This is a genomic window from Duncaniella sp. B8, from assembly GCF_005304985.1.
Lineage (GTDB): Bacteria > Bacteroidota > Bacteroidia > Bacteroidales > Muribaculaceae > Duncaniella > Duncaniella muris.
The window spans coordinates 760,211-779,353 of the sequence record NZ_CP040121.1 but is presented as its reverse complement, the minus strand read 5'-3'; the positions used below and the strand labels follow the sequence as shown (position 1 = coordinate 779,353).

At 50.9% G+C, this 19,143-nt stretch carries 29 protein-coding genes, 2 tRNA genes and 1 pseudogene; 21 read left to right on the top strand and 11 right to left on the bottom strand.

Annotated elements, in window-relative coordinates; all coding sequences use genetic code 11:
* Positions 1-343: 343 nt before the first annotated feature.
* The 4 genes from FDZ78_RS03660 to FDZ78_RS03645 all read right to left on the bottom strand — a co-directional run bounded on the left by FDZ78_RS03660 (position 344) and on the right by FDZ78_RS03645 (position 1,558).
* A tRNA-Lys gene (locus FDZ78_RS03660) sits at positions 344-416 on the bottom strand.
* Between the two features lie 270 nt (positions 417-686).
* On the bottom strand, positions 687-1,001 hold the full coding sequence (locus tag FDZ78_RS03655; RefSeq protein WP_136409137.1) for a glycoside hydrolase family 3 C-terminal domain-containing protein: 315 nt from the start codon (positions 999-1,001) through the stop codon (positions 687-689).
* Entirely contained in the window at positions 998-1,408 is a 411-nt protein-coding gene (locus FDZ78_RS03650; RefSeq protein ID WP_136409136.1) for a hypothetical protein, read from the bottom strand. The genes FDZ78_RS03655 and FDZ78_RS03650 overlap by 4 nt, the downstream gene beginning before the upstream one ends.
* 76 nt (positions 1,409-1,484) lie before the next feature.
* A tRNA-Asp gene (locus tag FDZ78_RS03645) sits at positions 1,485-1,558 on the bottom strand.
* Positions 1,559-1,822: 264 nt separating this feature from the next.
* Here FDZ78_RS03645 and FDZ78_RS03640 point away from each other — a divergent pair.
* On the top strand, positions 1,823-2,293 hold the full coding sequence (locus FDZ78_RS03640; RefSeq protein WP_240740336.1) for a hypothetical protein: 471 nt from the start codon (positions 1,823-1,825) through the stop codon (positions 2,291-2,293).
* A 608-nt stretch (positions 2,294-2,901) separates the two neighbouring features.
* Here FDZ78_RS03640 and FDZ78_RS03635 read toward each other — a convergent pair.
* On the bottom strand, positions 2,902-4,563 hold the full coding sequence (locus FDZ78_RS03635) for a RagB/SusD family nutrient uptake outer membrane protein (protein ID WP_240740335.1): 1,662 nt from the start codon (positions 4,561-4,563) through the stop codon (positions 2,902-2,904).
* A 134-nt stretch (positions 4,564-4,697) separates the two neighbouring features.
* Complete coding sequence (locus FDZ78_RS03630) at positions 4,698-6,065, bottom strand: SusC/RagA family TonB-linked outer membrane protein (protein WP_136409134.1); 1,368 nt, start codon at positions 6,063-6,065, stop codon at positions 4,698-4,700.
* A 342-nt stretch (positions 6,066-6,407) separates the two neighbouring features.
* Between FDZ78_RS03630 and FDZ78_RS14785 the strand changes: the two genes are divergently transcribed.
* Both FDZ78_RS14785 and FDZ78_RS03620 read left to right on the top strand, forming a co-directional pair.
* Positions 6,408-6,653, top strand: coding sequence for a hypothetical protein (locus tag FDZ78_RS14785; RefSeq protein ID WP_136409133.1), 246 nt, complete (start codon positions 6,408-6,410; stop codon positions 6,651-6,653).
* 72 nt (positions 6,654-6,725) lie between these two features.
* The gene (locus tag FDZ78_RS03620) at positions 6,726-7,055 is read left to right on the top strand and encodes a hypothetical protein (protein ID WP_136409132.1); all 330 of its coding nucleotides are present in this window, start codon (positions 6,726-6,728) and stop codon (positions 7,053-7,055) included.
* A 50-nt stretch (positions 7,056-7,105) separates the two neighbouring features.
* Here the strand turns inward: FDZ78_RS03620 and FDZ78_RS14720 are convergent, their stop codons facing one another.
* Entirely contained in the window at positions 7,106-7,618 is a 513-nt protein-coding gene (locus FDZ78_RS14720; protein ID WP_205746907.1) for an XRE family transcriptional regulator, read from the bottom strand.
* Positions 7,619-7,791: 173 nt separating this feature from the next.
* On the opposite strand from FDZ78_RS14720, the gene FDZ78_RS03610 reads away from it, so the two are divergent.
* The 4 genes and pseudogenes from FDZ78_RS03610 (at position 7,792) to FDZ78_RS03595 (ending at position 8,934) form a co-directional block, all read left to right on the top strand.
* A complete protein-coding gene (locus FDZ78_RS03610) occupies positions 7,792-8,184 on the top strand; it encodes a hypothetical protein (protein ID WP_136409131.1) in 393 nt (130 codons plus the stop codon).
* 1 nt (position 8,185) lies between these two features.
* Positions 8,186-8,506, top strand: coding sequence for a hypothetical protein (locus FDZ78_RS03605; protein WP_136409130.1), 321 nt, complete (start codon positions 8,186-8,188; stop codon positions 8,504-8,506).
* 103 nt (positions 8,507-8,609) lie between these two features.
* A pseudogene (locus tag FDZ78_RS03600) lies at positions 8,610-8,690 on the top strand.
* A gap of 16 nt (positions 8,691-8,706) precedes the next feature.
* Complete coding sequence (locus tag FDZ78_RS03595; RefSeq protein WP_136409129.1) at positions 8,707-8,934, top strand: hypothetical protein; 228 nt, start codon at positions 8,707-8,709, stop codon at positions 8,932-8,934.
* A gap of 2 nt (positions 8,935-8,936) precedes the next feature.
* On the opposite strand, the gene FDZ78_RS03590 is transcribed toward FDZ78_RS03595, so the two are convergent.
* Positions 8,937-9,338, bottom strand: coding sequence for a hypothetical protein (locus FDZ78_RS03590; RefSeq protein ID WP_136409128.1), 402 nt, complete (start codon positions 9,336-9,338; stop codon positions 8,937-8,939).
* Positions 9,339-9,397: 59 nt separating this feature from the next.
* Between FDZ78_RS03590 and FDZ78_RS03585 the strand changes: the two genes are divergently transcribed.
* The 14 genes from FDZ78_RS03585 to FDZ78_RS03515 all read left to right on the top strand — a co-directional run bounded on the left by FDZ78_RS03585 (position 9,398) and on the right by FDZ78_RS03515 (position 17,185).
* Positions 9,398-9,766, top strand: coding sequence for a hypothetical protein (locus FDZ78_RS03585; RefSeq protein ID WP_136409127.1), 369 nt, complete (start codon positions 9,398-9,400; stop codon positions 9,764-9,766).
* A 13-nt stretch (positions 9,767-9,779) separates the two neighbouring features.
* Positions 9,780-11,792, top strand: a complete 2,013-nt coding sequence (locus FDZ78_RS03580; RefSeq protein ID WP_136409126.1) for a hypothetical protein — start codon at positions 9,780-9,782, stop codon at positions 11,790-11,792.
* A 23-nt stretch (positions 11,793-11,815) separates the two neighbouring features.
* Complete coding sequence (locus FDZ78_RS03575; RefSeq protein WP_136409125.1) at positions 11,816-12,688, top strand: ATP-binding protein; 873 nt, start codon at positions 11,816-11,818, stop codon at positions 12,686-12,688.
* A gap of 9 nt (positions 12,689-12,697) precedes the next feature.
* Positions 12,698-12,940, top strand: coding sequence for a hypothetical protein (locus FDZ78_RS03570; RefSeq protein ID WP_136409124.1), 243 nt, complete (start codon positions 12,698-12,700; stop codon positions 12,938-12,940).
* 5 nt (positions 12,941-12,945) lie between these two features.
* Positions 12,946-13,203 carry a hypothetical protein gene (locus FDZ78_RS03565; RefSeq protein WP_136409123.1) on the top strand — a complete coding sequence of 86 codons (258 nt, stop codon included), beginning with the start codon at positions 12,946-12,948 and terminating at the stop codon, positions 13,201-13,203.
* On the top strand, positions 13,196-13,822 hold the full coding sequence (locus tag FDZ78_RS03560) for an AAA family ATPase (RefSeq protein WP_136409122.1): 627 nt from the start codon (positions 13,196-13,198) through the stop codon (positions 13,820-13,822). The genes FDZ78_RS03565 and FDZ78_RS03560 overlap by 8 nt, the downstream gene beginning before the upstream one ends.
* A 1-nt stretch (position 13,823) precedes the next feature.
* Positions 13,824-14,048: a hypothetical protein gene (locus FDZ78_RS03555; protein WP_136409121.1), complete on the top strand. Its 225-nt coding sequence runs from the start codon at positions 13,824-13,826 to the stop codon at positions 14,046-14,048.
* Between the two features lie 8 nt (positions 14,049-14,056).
* Positions 14,057-14,266: a hypothetical protein gene (locus tag FDZ78_RS03550; RefSeq protein WP_136409120.1), complete on the top strand. Its 210-nt coding sequence runs from the start codon at positions 14,057-14,059 to the stop codon at positions 14,264-14,266.
* 4 nt (positions 14,267-14,270) lie between these two features.
* Complete coding sequence (locus FDZ78_RS03545) at positions 14,271-14,747, top strand: hypothetical protein (RefSeq protein WP_136409119.1); 477 nt, start codon at positions 14,271-14,273, stop codon at positions 14,745-14,747.
* Between the two features lie 27 nt (positions 14,748-14,774).
* Complete coding sequence (locus tag FDZ78_RS03540) at positions 14,775-15,431, top strand: DUF3164 family protein (protein WP_136409118.1); 657 nt, start codon at positions 14,775-14,777, stop codon at positions 15,429-15,431.
* Between the two features lie 216 nt (positions 15,432-15,647).
* Positions 15,648-15,914 carry a hypothetical protein gene (locus tag FDZ78_RS03530; RefSeq protein WP_205746927.1) on the top strand — a complete coding sequence of 89 codons (267 nt, stop codon included), beginning with the start codon at positions 15,648-15,650 and terminating at the stop codon, positions 15,912-15,914.
* Positions 15,901-16,464, top strand: a complete 564-nt coding sequence (locus FDZ78_RS03525; protein WP_136409116.1) for a phage virion morphogenesis protein — start codon at positions 15,901-15,903, stop codon at positions 16,462-16,464. Before FDZ78_RS03530 ends, FDZ78_RS03525 begins: the two co-directional genes overlap by 14 nt.
* Entirely contained in the window at positions 16,461-16,712 is a 252-nt protein-coding gene (locus FDZ78_RS03520; protein ID WP_136409115.1) for a hypothetical protein, read from the top strand. The genes FDZ78_RS03525 and FDZ78_RS03520 overlap by 4 nt, the downstream gene beginning before the upstream one ends.
* Positions 16,709-17,185, top strand: a complete 477-nt coding sequence (locus FDZ78_RS03515) for a hypothetical protein (protein ID WP_240740334.1) — start codon at positions 16,709-16,711, stop codon at positions 17,183-17,185. The genes FDZ78_RS03520 and FDZ78_RS03515 overlap by 4 nt, the downstream gene beginning before the upstream one ends.
* Positions 17,186-17,280: 95 nt before the next feature.
* Here the strand turns inward: FDZ78_RS03515 and FDZ78_RS03510 are convergent, their stop codons facing one another.
* The 3 genes from FDZ78_RS03510 to FDZ78_RS03500 form a co-directional block, all read right to left on the bottom strand.
* The gene (locus tag FDZ78_RS03510) at positions 17,281-18,135 is read right to left on the bottom strand and encodes a DNA adenine methylase (protein WP_136409114.1); all 855 of its coding nucleotides are present in this window, start codon (positions 18,133-18,135) and stop codon (positions 17,281-17,283) included.
* Positions 18,132-18,776, bottom strand: coding sequence for a thymidylate synthase (locus FDZ78_RS03505; RefSeq protein ID WP_136409113.1), 645 nt, complete (start codon positions 18,774-18,776; stop codon positions 18,132-18,134). The genes FDZ78_RS03510 and FDZ78_RS03505 overlap by 4 nt, the downstream gene beginning before the upstream one ends.
* Positions 18,777-18,846: 70 nt before the next feature.
* Entirely contained in the window at positions 18,847-19,119 is a 273-nt protein-coding gene (locus FDZ78_RS03500; protein WP_136409112.1) for a hypothetical protein, read from the bottom strand.
* Positions 19,120-19,143: the final 24 nt, after the last annotated feature.

Below are 19,143 nucleotides of genomic sequence, written 5' to 3'. Positions count from 1 at the left end.
CTTCAAAATGCGGTTTGAGCGGGGAATTATAGTTAAAGAATATTTCAAGAGTTAAATAGTATTTAGAAACTCTGAAAATTGCGACCCCAACCGGGTCAAAGGTTCGTTCCCATGCTCAAAACCCCACTTTGTGAGGCTTGACACCAGCTTAACTTTCGGTGTTTCAGCCGACTCACTGATGATTTCTGCCAACCGTGAGTCGAATTACTCACAAACGTGAGTACTCACTAATGACTCACTCACCACCTCTGTATTCTGCGCCATTCTGAAATTTTGGCAAAAATAAAAAGCACTGAAAATCAAGTGATTTCAGTGCTTTGCGGCGTTTTGCCATTTTTGATTGTGACCCCGGAGAGGCTCGAACTCTCGACCCACTGATTAAGAGTCAGTTGCTCTACCAACTGAGCTACGGAGTCTTGCTTTATTGAGCGTTTTTCTCAATTGCGATGCAAAGGTAAGGCTTATTTTTGATTTCACCAAATTTTTTGAAAATATTTTTATAAAAATCTTGCAGAAAGTTTCCAAGAAAGTTTCCAACTGCGTTACGTGTGTCGTAATGACGATAGCCTAACAGAAGGCCTCTCCATAACTTACGCGCTTGTCTCCGTCATGATCATAGTAGTAATCGTAAACCGGATTGCCGGCCCAGCGTTTTTCAAAACTTAGCGGCAGTTTACCGCTGGGGGTCACCTTTTCGAAAAGGATCTCTGCGCTGCCTGACCGCCTTCCTGTCCGGGATACCACAGATATAGCAGGGCCGGGGCTCGTTGCTGCCAGTGGCTCATATCCACGTTGCTCCCGGCATTGAACAAGACTATGGTGTTCGGATTTGCATCCAACACACAGTTGACAAGGCTGTCTTGAAACTGAGGAAGTTCTAACGGGCGGTCATTGCTTTCACGCTCAAGGCTTTCATTGAAATCCACACTGTCAATGGCCACATCGATCGGCGTGACGAGCACAGTGAAATCATGTGCGGAGACTGCTCCTGCACCTATCATACCTTGTCTCTCTCCGGACGGATGGTAGATCCGAGCTGTGGTGATCCGTAGTTGACAAAGGCCATTGCGCTGTTCATCAGCATAGAGATCGGACCGATGTCGCTCCACGCGTCGCCATATGCTTCAAATTCGCAGTTGCCGGTCATGTAGGTACCCTCGGAATTGAAAGTATAAAGACGTGCACCTGTCATGTAGCCGGCGAGCGGAAGAATGATGCTATTGCCGTTTCCCGACGCTGTCAGCACCACTGCGCAGGTGTCGCCGAAAGTCATCGCTTCGAAAGTGCATGCGTCGAGCAGTTCCTCGCACTCAGCGGCTGTGGGGAGCCGCCATCCGTCACCAAGCAGCAGCGCCGCAGGATCATAGGCTGTTCCGGCTAAATCCGCTGACCCCCGTTTTTCTATCATAAGAGCGATAAGACACAAAAAAGAATGAGCAATCAGGACCGAAGTCCAAGAATTACTCATTCTCCTCTCTCCTCAGCGGTATGGACGGGACTCGAACCCGCGACCCCCTGCGTGACAGGCAGGTATTCTAACCAGCTGAACTACCACACCAAGTTGAGTTTTTTTTCGAAACCATAGCCGAGTCCGTTTCTCTCAACGCCTCATAAAGGCTGCCGTTTCGTTTGTGAGTGCAAAGTTAAGCACTATTTTTTAATTGTGCAAATATTTTCTCAAAAATCGAAAATAAAATTCGCTAAATCTTCAGTAAATCTTCAGTTTCTCGGAACGACTGATGAATTTTGCCGCCTCAGTCCTGGTATACTGATCGACAAAATCGACATATCCGGAAAGATTGTCACCGCAGATGCCATGTCAATGCAAAAGGATATTATCAAAAAAATCAGGAAGAAAGGTGGCGATTTTCTCATAGGGCTCAAGGCCAACCAACCTTTACTGCGTTACGGAGTGGAAGACAAGCTCAAAGAGCATAAGCCACTGTATTCTTACACGGAAGGTCCCGAACTCGGTCATGGAATAATCGAGACAAGAACCTACGGCATATATGACGGTCTCGGAATTATTGCCGACAAGGAGAAATGTGGCGGAAACATGACGATTATGGAATACAAGGCCGAGACCGTCAGAAAGAAGCCCGCGATACATACACGTGAAAAACGTATGTATGTGAGCAGTCTGCCGACCGACACACCCTCCCTTGGCTCTATCGCGCGCCATCACGGGCGCCATAGGAAGTATGCATTGGGGACTGGATGTCAATCTGTTGCCTGCTTGAAATACAATTATATAAATTTAAAATCTGCAACCCTGACGTTAACATTTATATGAACAAGGTACTCATTGTAGATGCCTCCGAATCTGACCGTCGGCTTATGGCGTGCTTGCTTGTCAAGTCCGGCTATGAGCCGATTACCGCCGTGCTGCGATATTGGATTTGGCGCTATTCCGAAAATGTTGTTAATTTGCAGCAAATTCGGAATAGGAATGAATAACGACACATTGATATCGGTCTGAGAAACGCAAGGTTGAATTTTCGTCAGCAAAAGCCGACGCATATAATTGGATTCAGTCTCCGTATTCGATACCGTCAGAGGAAACTCGCATCTCTCCTGAAGACCTCCATCGGCGTTTATACGCAGAATATTGAAGTGGAGTGGTGAGCCAAAATGTCGGCTCAAAAGTTGATGGAGTTTGCATTCATTCACAATCAAAGCACTCGGCTTGTCCGAAATATCATCGCTTCTGTCAGATACAGCCCTGTCTGGACAGAGCGACCGGCCAGCACGACATTTCTAATTAATGTCCTTTTCTGGATCATTCTTGTTGTTTCAATATAACAGTGGAGAGCCCCCACGGGCCCTCCACATGTAAAATCAACCTTAAAAATCTTCTATTACCTTATATGTATTGTACCTTGGCTATGTGTCTGAGTCGGATCAGAATGCCGGGTAGCCGGGATTCTGGACATAGATACCGCCTGAGAAGTTATACTGAGCCACCGGGATCGGGAAGTATTCCTCGCCGGTCTCGAACGAGACGTTCTGATAATATATGCGGTTGTCTTTTTCAGCTGCGAAGAAATTGTTCATGGTCTTCTTGGCTATGCCCCAGCGCACCAGGTCGAAGAAGCGTTCCCCTTCCATAGCCTTCTCCAGACGCATCTCGGTGCGGAGAGCCTGGCGGGCATAATCCTGAGTCCAGCCGGCGGCGGGATAGAGACCAATCTTGTAGTTGGCGGCATCTTTCGAGGGATCGTCGAAATCCTTGACATATGAACTGTTCATGGCGCGGGCACGAACTCTGTTGATCAGCGTGCGGGCCTCTTCAAGACCATTGCCTCCCAGCTCTATGAGGGCCTCTGCCTTGTAGAGCAGAAGATCGGCGTAGCGGATGATCTGCCAGTTGAGAGCCGAGGCGCCCCAGGGCCAGCCCTGTTCGGCATCTTTGGATTCGGGCGAGAGCCAGAATCGCTTGGTATTGTTGTAGCCGTAGACATCGCTGTTGCGCACCCACAGACCACAGGCTCTCTCCTCGAATGTCTTGTAGCGGATGGTCGGACGGCCTGTGATGAAGTCCAGGCGCGGGTCCACATTGCCGTCGGTATTGCCCAGCGAATAACCGCCGTTGCTGTCAAAGACCACTTTGCCATAGTCGGGACGGTTCTGGTAGTCAAACACCGGCAGACCGTTGGCATCTGTCTGATAGGCGTTGATGAGGTCCTGCGAGGGGAGGAAGAAGCCGTCGCCCTGCCAGGGGCAGCCGGGGCCGGTCATGGAGTTGAGAAGCATGCTCCAGTTGATGCGTCCCACTCCGCTTGAGCCATCGTCTTTCGAGAACTGGATGGCAAACACTGATTCCGGGCCGTTTTCATATTCAAGCAGGTCGAGCTGCTGGAAATCAGCAAGCAGGTCATAGCCCTGGATTCCGTCAATCAGGTCCACTACTTCCTGCAGCAGTGTTCGGTTGATGCCTGTGACGGCATTGGTCTGCGGATCCTGTTCGTAGGCCTGGTAGAGTTTCACCTTTGCCGCGTAGGCAAGAGCTATGCGGCGGTTGATGCGGCCTATCTCACTCTGGCTGTCAGGGAGGTCATTGGCGGCTTCGAGCAGGTCATTGGCTATGCGGTCGAGGTGTTCGTCGCGGGTAAATTCATCGTTGCGCACTGAAGTGTAGTCGTTTTCAGGCAGATCGATATCCATGTAGGGGATGCGGTTGAACAGGCGCACCAGCTCGAAATACCAGTGGTCGCGGATCACTCGGACCTCGGCTATACGCGAGGCCTTGTTCTTGTTCTGCGATTCGTCAACCTTGCGCAGGGCGCGGATGGCCGAGTTGCAGCGCGATATTCCGCAGTAGACGTTGAACCACTTCCCGTCGAGAAATCCGTTGTTGGGCTGTATGCGCGAGGTTTCCATGTCGTGTATCTCCCAGAGGTCTGTCTCGCTGCCTCCGCCTTTATAGGCATTGTCGGCGCGGACTTCGCCGTAGCTCCAGTTGGTCACCGGGAAGAGGTGCGGGTCGTTTGAATCGGCGTAGCGGCATCCGAATGTGGCATAGGCGCCGTTGACAAGCAGGTCTACCGCCGAGGGATCGTTCATATTGCCGTCAGAGAGCGAGCCCTAGGGCTTGTTTTCGAGAAAATCGTCGCTGCAGGCGCTCAGAGCGAGTCCGGCAAGTGCGGTTGCGAATATATTTTTGAGTTTCATTGTGATTTCGATTTAAGATGATGTTTTTAGAATCCGAATTGAATGCCGAATGTGTATTGGCGGGGCAGCGCGTAGGGATAGCCGAGACCTTCGGGGTCAGCGCCGCTGTAGCTGGTGAGAGTCAGCAGGTTCTGGGCCTGGAAATATACGCGGGCATTCTGCATTTTCAGCTTGTTCTGTATGGTTTTGGGCAGGGTGTAGCCGAGCGAGAGGGTCTTCAGGCGCAGGAACGAGCCGTCTTCGATGTAGTAGTCCGAACCTTCGTTCTCCTTGTTGTTGTTGTCGATAGAGGGAGCCGGGACGCTTGAATCGTAGTAGCCGGTCTGGAGATAGCGGTCATAGGCCTTGGCGGCTCCGAGAAGCTGGGTGCCGTGGTTGCCGGTCCAGAGGGGGAAGAAGTCGGTATAGTACTTGGAGTTGTTCCAGGCGTCGCGGATTATGCTTGAGAAGAACAGGCTGAGGTCAAACTGCTTCCAGTTTGCTCCGAAGCTGAGGCCGAACTGGGCTTTGGGAAGGTCGGTGCCGAGCCAGGTGCGGTCACGGTCATTGATCTCACCGTCGCCGTTGGCATCGACGTAGCGCACACGGCCCACTGCCGGACTGCCGAAGCTGACATTGTATCTGGCCATATAGGCGTCTACCTCTTCCTGGGTGCGGAACACTCCGTCAGTCTTGTAGCCAAGCCATGATCCGAGAGCATGGCCGACGATGCTCTTGTCGATGCCGTTGCCGCCGCCCCAGGTGTAGTAGATGTCTTTCATCAGGTCAGTGACTTCGTTTTTCATCGCGGTGACGTTGAGGCCCACGCTGTAGCTGAAATCCTTGTTGAGTGACTGGCGCCATTCAGCAGAGATCTCGAAACCCTTGTTGACCATCGAGCCGCCGTTGTACCAGCAGTAGCCGCCTTCGCCAATAGTGGCGATGTAGGGTTTCTCGACGAGCATGTCATCGGTGCGCTTGTGGAAGTAGTCAAACGAGAGTGACAGGCGGTTGTTAAGCAGTGAGGCGTCGAAGCCCACGTTGGTCTGATAGGTCTTTTCCCATGTAAGGTCGGGGTTGGTGCTACGCGAGCGCAGTGCGCCGGCCATCAGAGAGTTGCCACCGCCGATGGCGTAGGCCGCGCGGTCAAGATCCATCGCATATTTAGCATAGAAGGCATCGTTTGCTATGATGTCGTTGCCGTTCACGCCGTATGCGCCACGGATCTTGAGGTCGCTGAGCCAGGAGCGTGTGCCTTCCATGAAGCTCTCCTGCGAGATGCGCCATCCTGCCGATACAGAGGGGAACCAGTCGTAGTTGTGGCTTGTCGAGAGGCGTGATGATGCGTCGCGGCGCAGGGTGAAGGAGACGAGATATTTATTGTCCCATGTGTAATTGATCTTTCTATGGGGCACAAAACGAAGCGTTGCTTGATGAGGTCAGTGCGTTTTGAGGTAAAGCCTTTTGATTTCAGAGGGTTATGATGTGAAGTGCGGTTGTTGAGGTCAAAAACGAAACGTTCCAAAAGTTCACATAGGCTTACGCGGCGTTTAATTTTTGGGGCAAAAAGTTTACATGGCGATTACCGGAGACTTGCGTGTCATCAGCGCGAGGTTTACACGAGAGAGTAGGGGAGTGAGGTTGTGTATTGAGTCGGCTTCGCGCCGATTTTTTGTGCCTCTCTTTGAAATTTGTATTATTTAAAATATACCATATATGTATTGTTTGGTATATTTGCGCTAATAAATCAATGAAGTATGGCGAAAGTTATTCATGTTCATCTGACGCATCCCATCAAGGGTACGAGGCGTAAGGATTGGTATTTCAGCAGTATAAAGGCCGTTTTTACCGTGTTTACGGCTGAACAGGTCGGTGCGACCTATAATTACCTACGGCATGCAGGGCTGTCCGGGAACGGCTCAATTATAACTAAACGCGCTATAATCAAGCAATCTACGCTTATATCGGGTGGGGGTGGCGCAGATTATAACAATGGCGTTTGAACGGCCTTAGAGGGCGAATAAAACGGCATTCGGAGGGTATTGTCGGCATTGCACCGATGATGCCCTATTTTTATGCCTGAACGATTCGATTTTGGGCGAATTTTTGAGGTGGGGAACCTTGTGGGGTGTCAAAGTGGAGTGTTTTTTTTGAAGGGGTGGGGTGTCAAGTTTCAGTCCGTTGCAGTGCAAATAGCTGAGGATGGCAAAATATGGTTGCTCGAAAATGAAATGTTAAAATCGGGGGTTCGATGTGAAGCAAATAACCCCCTTGTTTTTGAGGTTCAATTTGTATTGGTGCTTAAAATCAGCGAGTTGGTTGAAATTATGTCCTTAAGGGTGGGGGTGGTGTTCAAAGCAGGGTGGTGGTGGGGGCAGATGGGTGGCCGGGAGGGGTCAATTTAGGTGACAGGGCAGCCATGCAAGAGCGCATAATTCTTCTTGTGAGGCTGGGGTTATGTCGGTACAGTTTCTGAAGTATGGACATGTTGGGGGATCGCATACATCCGGTTTCTCTCCAATTCCTCAATACGAGCTTCCAATTTGCCAATTTCTTTATTTAAGGCTCCAATTTCCTTGTCTTTCTCCTTTAGAAGGGTTAGAAGTATTTGATTATTCTCGTTATTCGAATCGGGGATTGTGCCGGATTGAGAGGACTCCTCCTCATCGGTTATTTCTTTTTTACCTTCTCGTATATACTGTTCTGGGTCGGAGTGGAATGCCATAGGTACCTTTCTGGGTTCAAACATATCCATAGCCATTTCTCCAATTCCCAATAATAACCATTCAGCGGATATGTTTGCATTTGCGCATACTTTTTCAAGGAAGTCAAATGAGGGCTTTCCCTTTCTTTTTCCCACTACATTTTCAACTACAGTAGGACTGACTCCCACGTGTATAGCAAACGCTCTCTTATTGCCTCCGAATAAGGTCCTTATTATAAATTCAAACCGCTCGTTTATTGTCATAAATGTTAAATATTGTCAGATGCGAATAAAAATACGCAGATAATTTTGTATGTTCGCAAATGCGTATTATCTTTGCAACGTGTTCACGAACGAACAAGCGGCCAAAGATACGAAAATTGGCGTGGATAGACAAATTTTAACAGCTAAGCAAACATAAACAAATAGGTGTGACTATGACCGAGAACGAGAAAATACAGGAGATTGACCGCCAAATTGCGGCTATACTCCGACATGCTGACGAGCGCATCAACAAATACACTCTTCAGGCAGCCGAGGATTTTATGAACTTCTTCCATTGGAATGCCGGCAACATGTACAAGACCCAAATGGAGTACAGATACTTCAAGGAAATTAAGACGCTCGCCAAGGTAGGTGACCTTGATGAAATAGCCCGGATGCTTTGCCGACTCATTGCAAAGATTGAACATGAGATTCTTGATGCATCGCCTTTCGGTTCATGCACTAATGAGATTGTAAATGCGGAACACCGACTGCAGATAGACGGCAAGAGAGAAATCCGCAACGAACTTCAGAAATTAATACATATAGCACAATACGTAGGATAACATGAGGACAATATCGGAAATCGAAGAGGCTATATGCGTTGCAAAGCGCAAAGTTGACAAGGCTCACAGTTCGTCCGAACTAACCGTGGCCATAAATGAACTTAGCCATCTGAATTTTGAACTGAGTCAGGCGGAGCACTTTAAGGCAAGCGGTAAAGAAAATGCCGAGCGCATGGCACTTGAGGAGATACGTCAATGGGCGAATGGTAGCCATGCTCACCTATCTCAAGCACCCGGTTACGCACGAGGATACAGAGACGGTATCGGTCAAGCTAAGGAAATAGTCTGCGACATACTTGGACGGTATTTCGCAGAAAATTAACAGGGTTAGACCCAAGAGAGGGCAATCCTCCGGCAAGAGAGCCGGGAAAGCCGAAAGGCACAACATTTGAATGCCGCCGGAATTGCAAGCCCGGCGGTACTTTGGGAAGATAGTTCAGTTGGCAGAACAAACGGCGGTAACCAATCCGACTGTATCGTCCTCGGTTCGAGTCCGAGTCTTCCCTCTAAAAAAATAAAGCGATGAAACAACGAGCAGAAAAAATGACCGAGAATGCCGTCAAAGTTCTATTGCAGTCTTTGGAACGGAACTTCAACGACACGGGGACAGTCCTCGACCAGTACGAGGTGACCCATGACGACAGTGAGTGCTGCAATTCCAAAACCTATAGTGCCCTTGTCGCCGGTCATTTCGCCCTCGAAGAAACCATCGTAAAAATCACCCGAATATTAAACAAACCCAATAAGTGAGACTATGAATTGTAAATCTCATCTATCACCCTGCACATGTCAGCTTCGGACCCATCGGACCGACTGTACACGATGTCTGCGAGAGCCTGGGCGTCTTGAGAGACTTTCCGGACTATGTCGTATCCTTCAAGACCTCCCCGGATATAAGCTACATCCATCAGGACTTGTAATTGAAAACGTCGGTGATCTATCGGGGCTTTCTCATGAGAAGATAATGACTGTGTATAATCTAATGGAGCGAGATTTTCTCGCTCGAAACGCCACAGGAAATATTTGGCGAGCCAAGTCTTGCTACCGCCCAGCTTCTCGTCAGGATGGGTTCTGAAAATGTACGGCAGAAGGGATATAAAGTAATTCCGCAATGCCTCATGTTGAGCCTTGAGCATTTCAAATTCGATGTTCATAGCGATTCCATTTGGAAAATAAGCACAAATATAACGAATAAAACCCAATAAGTGAGAAAATGAAAAAGTACATTCCAGTAACCAAGGAAGAGCGCGAGAAACTGGCGAAAATTTTCAAGTGCTCCGAGCGGATGGTATATTTCGCCTTGACTTATGATCCGAAAAGAGGCAAGACAAATCTTGCACGTAAAATCCGTCACACAGCTAAAAAATCCGGCTTCTGTGTTTATGTCGTAGCTAAGGAGATGGAGTGCATGTTTCTCCATGACGGTACGATGGTTCAGATGTTCCCCAATGGAGCGCAGATTGAACTCAGCACCAAGACGGGAATCGGCACTGTCATTTATGACGGTAAGTCGATAGCCGAATACAAGGGGGTGAAACTCTCGGAAATTCCTTCGATACAGGAACGGGCAATGGCTATCTAAGGAGGGCGCGAAAATGATGACTTACCACAACGGCAGATATTGCGTATCGGCACGTGCGCTTATCGATGGCGGAATTATGACTCTTGGCAGTTATAAATATTCCGTTCGTCATAAGAGCATCGAGGTCGTCAAGCGAGGCGGAGGAGCGAAAGGCTCCGGCGCACTGATCGCTGTGGATTCCCTCTCCACTGAGCAGCGGATTCAGGTTGAGGCCCAATTCGGAGGCAAGGCAGCGCACATTGCGGCATGGGTCCGGAGCAACTACACCGAGGATCAGGAGGCAATGGCATTCTTCAACAATCCTCAAAAGACTGGAATCAGCAACCTCTCGATAGCTAAACGACGGGAATATGTTGTCAACGCCTCGGTTCTGAACACTTGCATAAAACTCTATGACAACGCAGCGGCCAGGCAAAGGCTAATGGGCAACAAATACGACTGGACATGTATGACCGGCGTTATCGAGAGCCTGAGAGTCCAGTTCGGCCACACGCTGCCGACCTCGGTTCTCCGCTTCCGCAAGAAGGTCAGCGACTACCGCAAGCGCGGATATGAATCCCTGCTCAGCGGCAAGTTCGGCAACTCAAATGCCCAGATACTCACCGCCGGAGAGGAACGTGTTCTGAAAGGCCTGGCCGTACAGCCCAACCGCCCGTGGAATACCAACGTGCGGGAAATGTACGAGATGTTTGTCTGCGGCGAACTTGACGTGTGGGACCCGGAAACAGGGGAACTGCTCGACCCGGAGAAATGCGCCCGGAAAAAGAACGGAGAACCGTGGGTTCCGAGCGAGGCCACCATCGCCGGTTTCCTGAACCGGCCCGACATCAAGGCGTTTGTCGACCGCTGGCTCAAACCCAACGTGGACTACTACCACGAGGTCATGCCCCACGTTCACCGCCACCGGGGGCAGTATTCTCTCTCGCAGATCACGATGGACGACGTGGACTTGCCGTTCCGCATGAAAGGCAACGAAAGGGTACATGCCTACTATGCCTACGATTCCGTCAGCGAGTGCGTGATAGCTGCTTCTTACGGGCGCAAAAAGGATGAGACTCTTGTGGATGAATGCTTCCGCGAGATGTTCCGGCTGATCAAGCGTCGCCAATGGGGAATGCCGGCCGGTGTCGAAGTCGAGAACCACCTTATGACGCGCCACAAGGACGGACTGCTTGCCGAAGGCGTGGTATTCTCCCGTGTAAGGTTCTGCGCGCCTCAGAATTCCCAGGACAAACAGGCCGAACCGCTCAACGGTGCCAAAAAGCGCAAGATCATCCACAAGAACCACGAGGAGGTCGGCCGCTTCTACGGCAAGGGCAAATGGCGCACTTACCAGAAAAAAGTCAGCGACGACACCAACGCCCTATGGGAAGATAAGAGATACTACACCTTCGAGGAGATGGTGGCCAACGACCGGGCAGACAACCTGGAGTGGAACAACACCCTGCACCCCGATCAAAAGACCTATCCCGGCATGACACGGTGGGAAGTGCTTATATCCAACATCAACCCGAATCTGCGGCCATACGACGAACTGACACTGGCGCGCTATCTCGGCATGAAGGTGGAAACAAGCATCCGCCGGCACTCCACCGTCAAGGTGCGCTACGCCGACTGGTGGCTCAGCACCCCGGAGGTGCTTGGCTGGCTCAAGCCGAACAACTACAAGGTCACTGCCTACTATCTGCCCGATGAGAACGGCGAGGCGCAGGATGTCTATATCTACCAAGGCGACCGCTACCTTGACAAAGTAGAGAAGGTAGAAACCTTCAACCGCGTCATGGTAGAGCAGACAGAAGAGGATAAGGCGAAGTTCGCCCGGCAGATGCAGAAGATAGAGCAGTTCAAGGTCTACCTTGACAGGAACGCCATCACCCGACTTGGAATCGCTCCCCGGAGCAAGGAGCCGGAACCCGACGTTGAAGAAGTGATTCAGATGCCCGTCACAACAGTCAACGATGATGATTTCATGGACGAATACATGCCCGCCATGAGCGCGAAGGAGAGGGCTGCACAGGCATTTTAATGACATTATAACACTGTTAGAATATGATTACAACAGACATCAAAAACAAGATCACCGAGGCGATAAGAGCCAACCGAGGCAATTATCCGAGCGATGCCAAGCATGCCGCCTCCCTCGGTGTCACCACCTCGGTTTACAGTGCCATAAAGAACGGCCAGACCGACCGCGTGCTCAGCGATGCCAACTGGATCAGCATCGCCCGGAAGCTCGGCGTGAGTCTGCGAGGCGAGATAGAATGGAAGATTGCCAGGACTGAAACCTTCGACTTCATCATGACCCAGCTTGAACTGGCGCAGACCGGCAGTCTGAGCGGAATCCTCTGCGATATCCCGAATATCGGCAAGACCTTCACTGCCCGGCACTATGTCAAGACCCATCCCAATGCCGTCTATATCGACTGTTCCCAGGTCAAGACCAAACTGAAATTGGTGCGCAAGATAGCGGCCGAGTTCGGAACCAACAGCCGGGGCCGGTATTCGGATGTCTATGATGACCTCGTGTATTATCTACGCTCGATAGATAATCCGCTGATCATACTCGACGAGGCCGGCGATCTCCAGTATGAAGCCTTCCTCGAACTGAAGGCACTGTGGAACGCCACCGAACGGTGTTGCGCATGGTACATGATGGGGGCCGACGGACTCAAGGAGAAGATCAACCGTTCAATCGAGTGCCGGAAGGTCGGCTACACCGAGATGCTCAGCCGGTACGGTGACCGCTACAGCAAGGTGTCGCCCGACGACGGCAAAGACAGGGCGCGGTTCCTGATGGGGCAGGCACGGGCTGTGGCCAAGCTGAACGCCCCGGCCGGCGTTGATCCGGCTGACATTGCCAGGAGAAGCGGAGGCGGACTCCGGCGAGTATATACCGAAATCGAAAAACTTAAAAGACAATGAGCCATGAGTATGAAAATAACAGCCACGTTCAAGAACGGTCGTCGCCGGGTACTAAAATCACCCACTGACTTCCATGCTATTGACAAAAATCGGAAAGCTATGTTTGTCATGGATAACTGGCAGGTTTATACCGGCTATTCTGACGGAGAGGTAGATGAAGAAGGCGATTTCGGAATATTCGGAACTATACACGGTATTGCGCTGCCTTTTAATAGAATGATAGGATGGTGTTATGAATCAACTAAAAAATAAGAACTATGCTGACAAAAATTGAAATGCAATATATGGACGCGGTAGTTCAGATGAACCGCCGTCAACGAAACCACGAGATAGACTGGGATGAACGTCGCTTTGAACTTACCAAGGCTGCTCTTCAGGTAGCTTTAATGATGCCGTGGCATTTTGATAAGGAAGGAGATCCTACCCCTGAAAAGATTGCGAAGAGGGCTGTTGCAATTGCCGATGCTGCAGTAGCTGAGTTGATGACAACCGAATCCCCCAATAACAATGGCTAAACGAGCCTACAGTCCGAAAGAGGTTCTTGCCAAGACCTACAAGACCCTGCCGTGGGGACCGAAATGGAGTGTCCCCTTCGGGGAGGTGCCGGTGAACGAGACATGGTTCATCAGCGGCGCATCTGCCTCCGGCAAGAGCAGTTTCGTGATGCAGTTGGCAAAGGAACTGTGCAATTACGGAACTGTGCTGTATCTGAGTTACGAGGAAGGTGTCAGCATGTCGTTCCAGGAACGCCTCAAGCGCGAAAAGATGAACGAGGTGCAGGGTCGGTTCCGGACAGTCGTCGGTGACACCTACGATGATCTTGTGGAGAGGCTGCGCCGGCCAAAGAGCGCCAAGTTTGTAATTATCGACAGTTTTCAGGATAGCAAGCTGACTTACGAGGAAGTCGAGGCTCTGATTACCCGGTTCCACCGCAAGGGTTTCATCTTCATTAGCCAGGAGTATAAAGGCCAACCCACAGGCAAGCCTGCGGGAAGAGTGAAATACAAAGCCGGAATCAAAATCCGTGTGTCAGGCTACAAGGCATATTGCCAAGGCCGATTCACCGCCAATCCCGAAGCCTACTATGTGGTGTGGGAAGAAGGAATTTTAAGAACCTCAAACAACATCGGATAATATGAGCAAGAAACGGACAATGATAATCATCGAGCCTGACGGTCGGATTCACAAGGAGGCCTTTATGACCGCTCCAATGGTATGCCCGTATTATAACGGACGCGGCGGCTTCCCAATTGACACGCCTAACGGGTCGGATATTGAAACATGTCCCGACTGCCAAGGCTCCGGCGAGGTTGTGGCAATGGTGGTTATTGACTGGAAACCAAATACAAAACTTAAATAAATCAAATTATGGAAAATGATGTAAATAGCCTGAAAGAGCAGGAACGCCTCACGAGTTGCGCCATGAGTCTGATTTCAGACGCGAAAAAATATGTGGCCGGAATGGAGGCTAACCGCGAAACCGCTCTTGTAAAGACAAAACTTGACGAGGCAAGAATGTGGCTGGAGCAGTATCAAGGAATGGTTGTCATAAAACTGGCACACAAAACATGTGTATAATGACATGAAACAGCAAGTAACTAACTTCGGGCGGTTCTACTCCGCCTTCAACAAACTCACCATACACGGTGAGCGAGATGATACCCGGCGGCAGTTTGTGCTGCAGTACACCGGCGGTCGCACCGACAGTCTCAAGGAGATCACCCGATCCGAATACAACGCCCTCTGTGTCGGCATCGAGGCTCTGACAGGTTCGCATGACGAACTGAAGCGTCGCCGGAGCATAGTTCTCAAGCTGATGCAGGAACTTGATGTCGACACCACCGACTGGGCGCAGATCAATGATTTTTGTCGTCATCCCAGGATTGCCGGGCAGCCATTCGGCAAATTGACCATCGATGACCTTATGGCACTCGCCACCAAGCTCCGCTCGATCAAGCGCAAGGGGTGGCAGCGCAAAAAGGACGAGCCGGCCTCGGCCACTCCGCAACAGCATATAACTTACCTGATCAACCTTGCCGGGAACGGCATGAAATCGTAAAACGACAAACCGACTAATAATATCCTTATGACAGAAAAAGTAGAAATGACAGCCGAAGAGCGTCAGGAATTCGAGGCTTACAGAGCCGAAAAAGAAAAAAAGCTTCGTGAACAGGAACGCAAAGAGCAGCGCAAGCAGTACGCCGACATGGTGGACGAGGAAATCTCCACCACCATCCCGCAGCTCCGCGAGCTGAGCGAACAGATCAAACTGGTCAAGGAAACCATCTTCGGCAACTTCGAGGCAATCCTCAAGATGAAGTCCGAGATTACCGGCGTTGCCCGTGACAATCAGAACAGCCACACGTTCACCAATTCCGACAGCACCCTGCGCGTCATCCTCGGAGTGAACACCATCGATGGCTACCGCGACACTGTAGAGGATGGTATCGCAATGGTAAAGGGCTACATTGAGAGCCTGGCCAAAGACGATGCTACCAAGGCTCTCGTTAATGCCGTGCTCCGTCTTTTGAGCCGCGACGGGCAGGGCAATATAAAGGCCAGCCGAGTGCTTCAGCTCCGCAAAATGGCGGAGGATAGCGGCAATGAGCAGTTCCTCGAGGGTGTGAAAATCATCGAGGAGGCTTACCAGCCTACTATTTCCAAGAAGTTCATCCGCGCCCAGTACAAAAACGACAAGGGCGCATGGTGTTATATCCCTCTCGGCATGACCGATGTCGACTAAAACGTAACGAAAATGGAAAAAGAAATCAAAAGACCACCCCGGATTGCAGTGTGCCGGGAATGCAACGGCACCGGGGTACAGAGGGCCGAATCACCACAAAGGTATCCCGATCCATGCCCCCAGTGTGAGGGAAGCGGCAGGGTTACAGTAAGCAGCGTGACAACACTTGACATCAGACCTTATAAACAAAAAACGATAAAACCCATATAGTAATCGATGGCGAGCAAGCGTGGCATGTCCTACAGGAAGCGCGTAGAGGATATAAACCGGATATTTGACCAACACGCCAAAAGCGGGTTGACTAACCGGGAGATATGGCGGAGGTACATATATCCGGTTTATTGGATCAGCGAGCGCACTTTCTACAACATCATGAACGCCACGGCAGGGCTTGAAAACCCGGTCGTGGCGTCCGACATGCCTGGCCTTTTTGATTACATTGACGAAAAAACCGAAACAAACGACCCTAATGAGCGAACTTGACCAACAGATTCGAGCTGTCTTCAGAAGCATATTGCGCGACATACAGGTCGAACTTGGAGAAGAGTTCGACCAAAACTTCGAGCGGCAGGCATTCTTCAGTCAGGCATGGGCGAGGCGCAAAAGTCCGACGCGCCCCGGTGGTCTGATACTGGTTGATTCCGGCGGCTTGAGACAGAGCATCCGCAGTGAAATCCGCGAAAGCAGTATTGTATTTCTGTCAGACCATCCGGGAGCAGCCATCCACAACGAAGGTGGTGAAATCAAAGTGACGACCAGAATGAAGCGCTACTTCTGGCACAAGTATTATTCCGCTACCGGCTCCTTCGGACGCCGAAAAGACGGCTCTCTACGGCAAAATAAAAAGAATAGCCAACTATCCTCCGATGCCGATTTCTGGAAAGCGATGGCGCTCATGAAGGTCGGAAGTGCCATCAAGATACCGCAGCGCAAATTCCTCGGCACGTCGCCGGAAGTAGAAAACGCAGTCAGGCAGATCATCGAGGAGAACCTTAACGAGTACATCAACAATATAGACTTCAATATTAAATGAAAACTATAACATTAAGAATCCCGACTTCATTCAAGGAATGGAAAGAGTTCATACGAGAGAAATCAACCTCTCGCAAAAAACACAATCAGGAAGTGCTATGGGATTTTGCCAATGCCATCTCCTGTGAGGCTCTATCCAACTACTGGCGCAATGATATATCCGAAACAATGGTTAAAAGCGTATTCCGCATGGGAGGTAACTCTAAACTCACAAAAATGTATTTTGAAGCTAAAAAACAACTCAAATGAGAGAGGAATTATACCGCAAACTTAAAACCCGGCTTGAGGCACTGTGCATCAATGCCGCCGGAGAGTATTATGAACGCCCGGACGAAGCAGACATGGATGACGAACTGTATCTCCGTGCGATCAAACACATCGACCTATGGAACCATAATGTAGAGTTCCTCGAGCAGGAGGCACCATGGCCACGCCCGGCAGTGTTCATCGAATTTGTGCCTTTCAAGTGGCATGCCGTCGTGCCCGGAGTCGAATACCGGGCGCAGCCACTGATCAACCTCCATGTGGTGACCGACTGGGCTGAACAGAAAAACATCGGCGAGTTCCGGCTGCTTGACAAGATTCATGAGCAGCTTGCCGGACTGAAAGGCGAGAACTTCATGGAGTTCGACATCGACAGCTCCGCCACCAACCATAATCACGAGGATATTGTCGAGAACATAGAAACCTATACTTGCGTCGGGTTCCGTCATCTGAAATAAGGCCACATAAACGCGCCGAGTCGCAAAGAAAACAGAGAGCCGCATCCTTTATCGGGTTGCGGCTCTCTTGGCGATATATGGGCGAGAAAACGGCCTCAGACGGCATCGACGGCAGGGAGGTCGGGTGTGGTGAACAGCATGATGTCCGTGTACCGGGCATTGTAGTTCATGGTCGCGTTAAACTCCTTGCGGCTGCAACGCTCGAACGGGTTGCCAAGCGAAGGGTTGCGGCCCATCCATTCGCACAACTCCACGAGGCACGATTTCTCGGAAGTGAAATAAACAAAGTTATGGCCAGACAGCACCGACAGCACATCGAGGTAATCCGCGAGCCGCCAGTACATGCGGTATGTGCCCACGTCGGTAGACAGATAAGGCGGGTCTACGAGGAACACTACGCCGGGCACATCCTTGAACCGCTCGAACAGTTCCCGGTAGTCGCACGATTCAATTTCCAGTCCGGCGAGATACTCCGGGTATTCGGCATATCCTGCCTTGCGCACATTGTTGTAGAGCGTTTCCTTGCGCATCTCCGGGATGCTCATCCTATACTTCATAGAGAACATCAGCGACGAGGACAGGGTGATGAAGTCGAGGTAGCCTGTTTCCTGCTCTTCCTGCTCAAGCAGGGCGAATATACGCTCCCTTGCCTCTCCTGTAATGGGCTTGTGCCGCCCGAAACCGTCGGATATAGGTCTGATACGGTCGAGCAGGGCATTGGTGCGCGGAATATTGGCTATGCGCAGCCGGTAGTCGTCGAAGTCATTGTAGATGACCCGTGAATCGGGATGGGTGTGCTTGGTGATGTGTGACAACAGTCCCGAGCCACCGAAAAGGTCAACGAACACGGTGCCGGCCGGATATTGCTTTATCACTTCTATGAAGTGTTTGGCGAACATACGCTTCTGCCCGACGAAGGGCAGGGGAGCGGACAGATAAAGGCGGCTCATACGTTCAGTTCGAATTTGACGCTGTCCTCTCCGGCGAGAAGTCGGCGGGTGTTGTCGATATTGTTGTCATACACATGCACGTTGCCCAGGAACAATGTTATTGACTTGAGGGGGAAGTCGATGTGCCGGGCCATGAGGTAGAGGTGGTATATGTCGGCCGGCAGTCCGAGGTTGGCGTCGGAGCTGCGCTGGTAGGCGGACACCACCAGTTCGCCGTCCTCGATCTGGAACTGAACGAGCGACAGGCATGGGGCCTGGTTGCTCTCTGCCTCGGTCGCTCCGAGGAACAGCACATAGTTCTTTGACGGGCGACGCTCTGTATTGATCCTGGCGAGCAGCGGCGGGAGCTTCTCGAAATAGGTGGGGTAGGAGTTGACCAGGATCGAACCGCAGTAGTCCCACCAGTTTATGCCGGCCTTGCGGTACTTCTCCACAGAACGCTCGCCGCTCATGAAGAGCCTCAGTTCGGAGCGGAGCTTCTTGCGGGCCAGTCCGTGTCCCTCGAAAATTTCAAGCAGGTCGGCCGGGGTAAGCGAGAGCTGCTCGTTGATAAGGTACGTTATATTGCCCTTCTTGTTGACCTGGTGTCTGCCGTTGTCAAGAATCCGGGCGAGGATTTGGTGATATTTGTTGCGTGCCATTTCGGTTGATTGTTGATGATGGTGCAAAGGTAGGCACGCGCCATCAGCGGCACACTATCGGAACCGGGAATCACACTGCACGCGGATTGCAGTCATTCTTTGCCGGGCAAATCGGCAGAGCCGATGACTGGAAACGCTTTATCAGGCTGTAGACCTTCCTCTCGCTCACGCCATATTTGTCGGCCAGAACCGCCACCGCATACGACACCTTGTCGCCGGCGCCGACCATATTGTTGAAGTCAACAAAAAGGTCGATGTAGGCGGTGTCCTCGAGTCTTACGCCAATGCGGCGCAGTCTTTCGAGCAGCTCGCGGTTGAAATTCAACACTTCAAATATTGTCATGTCGGCGAAAATTGCTAATTTTGC

Coding starts and splice junctions, on each gene's coding strand:
- FDZ78_RS03540 (WP_136409118.1), top strand. CDS start 14,775: ATGACAGAAAAAGTAGAAATGACAGCCGAAGAGCGTCAGGAATTCGAG.
- FDZ78_RS14720 (WP_205746907.1), bottom strand. CDS start 7,618: ATGACAATAAACGAGCGGTTTGAATTTATAATAAGGACCTTATTCGGA.
- FDZ78_RS03620 (WP_136409132.1), top strand. CDS start 6,726: ATGCCTGAACGATTCGATTTTGGGCGAATTTTTGAGGTGGGGAACCTT.
- FDZ78_RS03500 (WP_136409112.1), bottom strand. CDS start 19,119: ATGACAATATTTGAAGTGTTGAATTTCAACCGCGAGCTGCTCGAAAGA.
- FDZ78_RS03560 (WP_136409122.1), top strand. CDS start 13,196: ATGGCTAAACGAGCCTACAGTCCGAAAGAGGTTCTTGCCAAGACCTAC.
- FDZ78_RS03570 (WP_136409124.1), top strand. CDS start 12,698: ATGAAAATAACAGCCACGTTCAAGAACGGTCGTCGCCGGGTACTAAAA.
- FDZ78_RS03655 (WP_136409137.1), bottom strand. CDS start 1,001: ATGATAGGTGCAGGAGCAGTCTCCGCACATGATTTCACTGTGCTCGTC.
- FDZ78_RS03505 (WP_136409113.1), bottom strand. CDS start 18,776: ATGGCACGCAACAAATATCACCAAATCCTCGCCCGGATTCTTGACAAC.
- FDZ78_RS03525 (WP_136409116.1), top strand. CDS start 15,901: ATGAGCGAACTTGACCAACAGATTCGAGCTGTCTTCAGAAGCATATTG.
- FDZ78_RS03510 (WP_136409114.1), bottom strand. CDS start 18,135: ATGAGCCGCCTTTATCTGTCCGCTCCCCTGCCCTTCGTCGGGCAGAAG.
- FDZ78_RS03585 (WP_136409127.1), top strand. CDS start 9,398: ATGAAAAAGTACATTCCAGTAACCAAGGAAGAGCGCGAGAAACTGGCG.
- FDZ78_RS03520 (WP_136409115.1), top strand. CDS start 16,461: ATGAAAACTATAACATTAAGAATCCCGACTTCATTCAAGGAATGGAAA.
- FDZ78_RS03590 (WP_136409128.1), bottom strand. CDS start 9,338: ATGAACATCGAATTTGAAATGCTCAAGGCTCAACATGAGGCATTGCGG.
- FDZ78_RS03555 (WP_136409121.1), top strand. CDS start 13,824: ATGAGCAAGAAACGGACAATGATAATCATCGAGCCTGACGGTCGGATT.
- FDZ78_RS03530 (WP_205746927.1), top strand. CDS start 15,648: ATGGCGAGCAAGCGTGGCATGTCCTACAGGAAGCGCGTAGAGGATATA.
- FDZ78_RS03580 (WP_136409126.1), top strand. CDS start 9,780: ATGATGACTTACCACAACGGCAGATATTGCGTATCGGCACGTGCGCTT.
- FDZ78_RS03650 (WP_136409136.1), bottom strand. CDS start 1,408: ATGATAGAAAAACGGGGGTCAGCGGATTTAGCCGGAACAGCCTATGAT.
- FDZ78_RS14785 (WP_136409133.1), top strand. CDS start 6,408: ATGGCGAAAGTTATTCATGTTCATCTGACGCATCCCATCAAGGGTACG.
- FDZ78_RS03635 (WP_240740335.1), bottom strand. CDS start 4,563: ATGAACGATCCCTCGGCGGTAGACCTGCTTGTCAACGGCGCCTATGCC.
- FDZ78_RS03515 (WP_240740334.1), top strand. CDS start 16,709: ATGAGAGAGGAATTATACCGCAAACTTAAAACCCGGCTTGAGGCACTG.
- FDZ78_RS03595 (WP_136409129.1), top strand. CDS start 8,707: ATGAAACAACGAGCAGAAAAAATGACCGAGAATGCCGTCAAAGTTCTA.
- FDZ78_RS03605 (WP_136409130.1), top strand. CDS start 8,186: ATGAGGACAATATCGGAAATCGAAGAGGCTATATGCGTTGCAAAGCGC.
- FDZ78_RS03575 (WP_136409125.1), top strand. CDS start 11,816: ATGATTACAACAGACATCAAAAACAAGATCACCGAGGCGATAAGAGCC.
- FDZ78_RS03550 (WP_136409120.1), top strand. CDS start 14,057: ATGGAAAATGATGTAAATAGCCTGAAAGAGCAGGAACGCCTCACGAGT.
- FDZ78_RS03545 (WP_136409119.1), top strand. CDS start 14,271: ATGAAACAGCAAGTAACTAACTTCGGGCGGTTCTACTCCGCCTTCAAC.
- FDZ78_RS03610 (WP_136409131.1), top strand. CDS start 7,792: ATGACCGAGAACGAGAAAATACAGGAGATTGACCGCCAAATTGCGGCT.
- FDZ78_RS03565 (WP_136409123.1), top strand. CDS start 12,946: ATGCTGACAAAAATTGAAATGCAATATATGGACGCGGTAGTTCAGATG.
- FDZ78_RS03640 (WP_240740336.1), top strand. CDS start 1,823: ATGCAAAAGGATATTATCAAAAAAATCAGGAAGAAAGGTGGCGATTTT.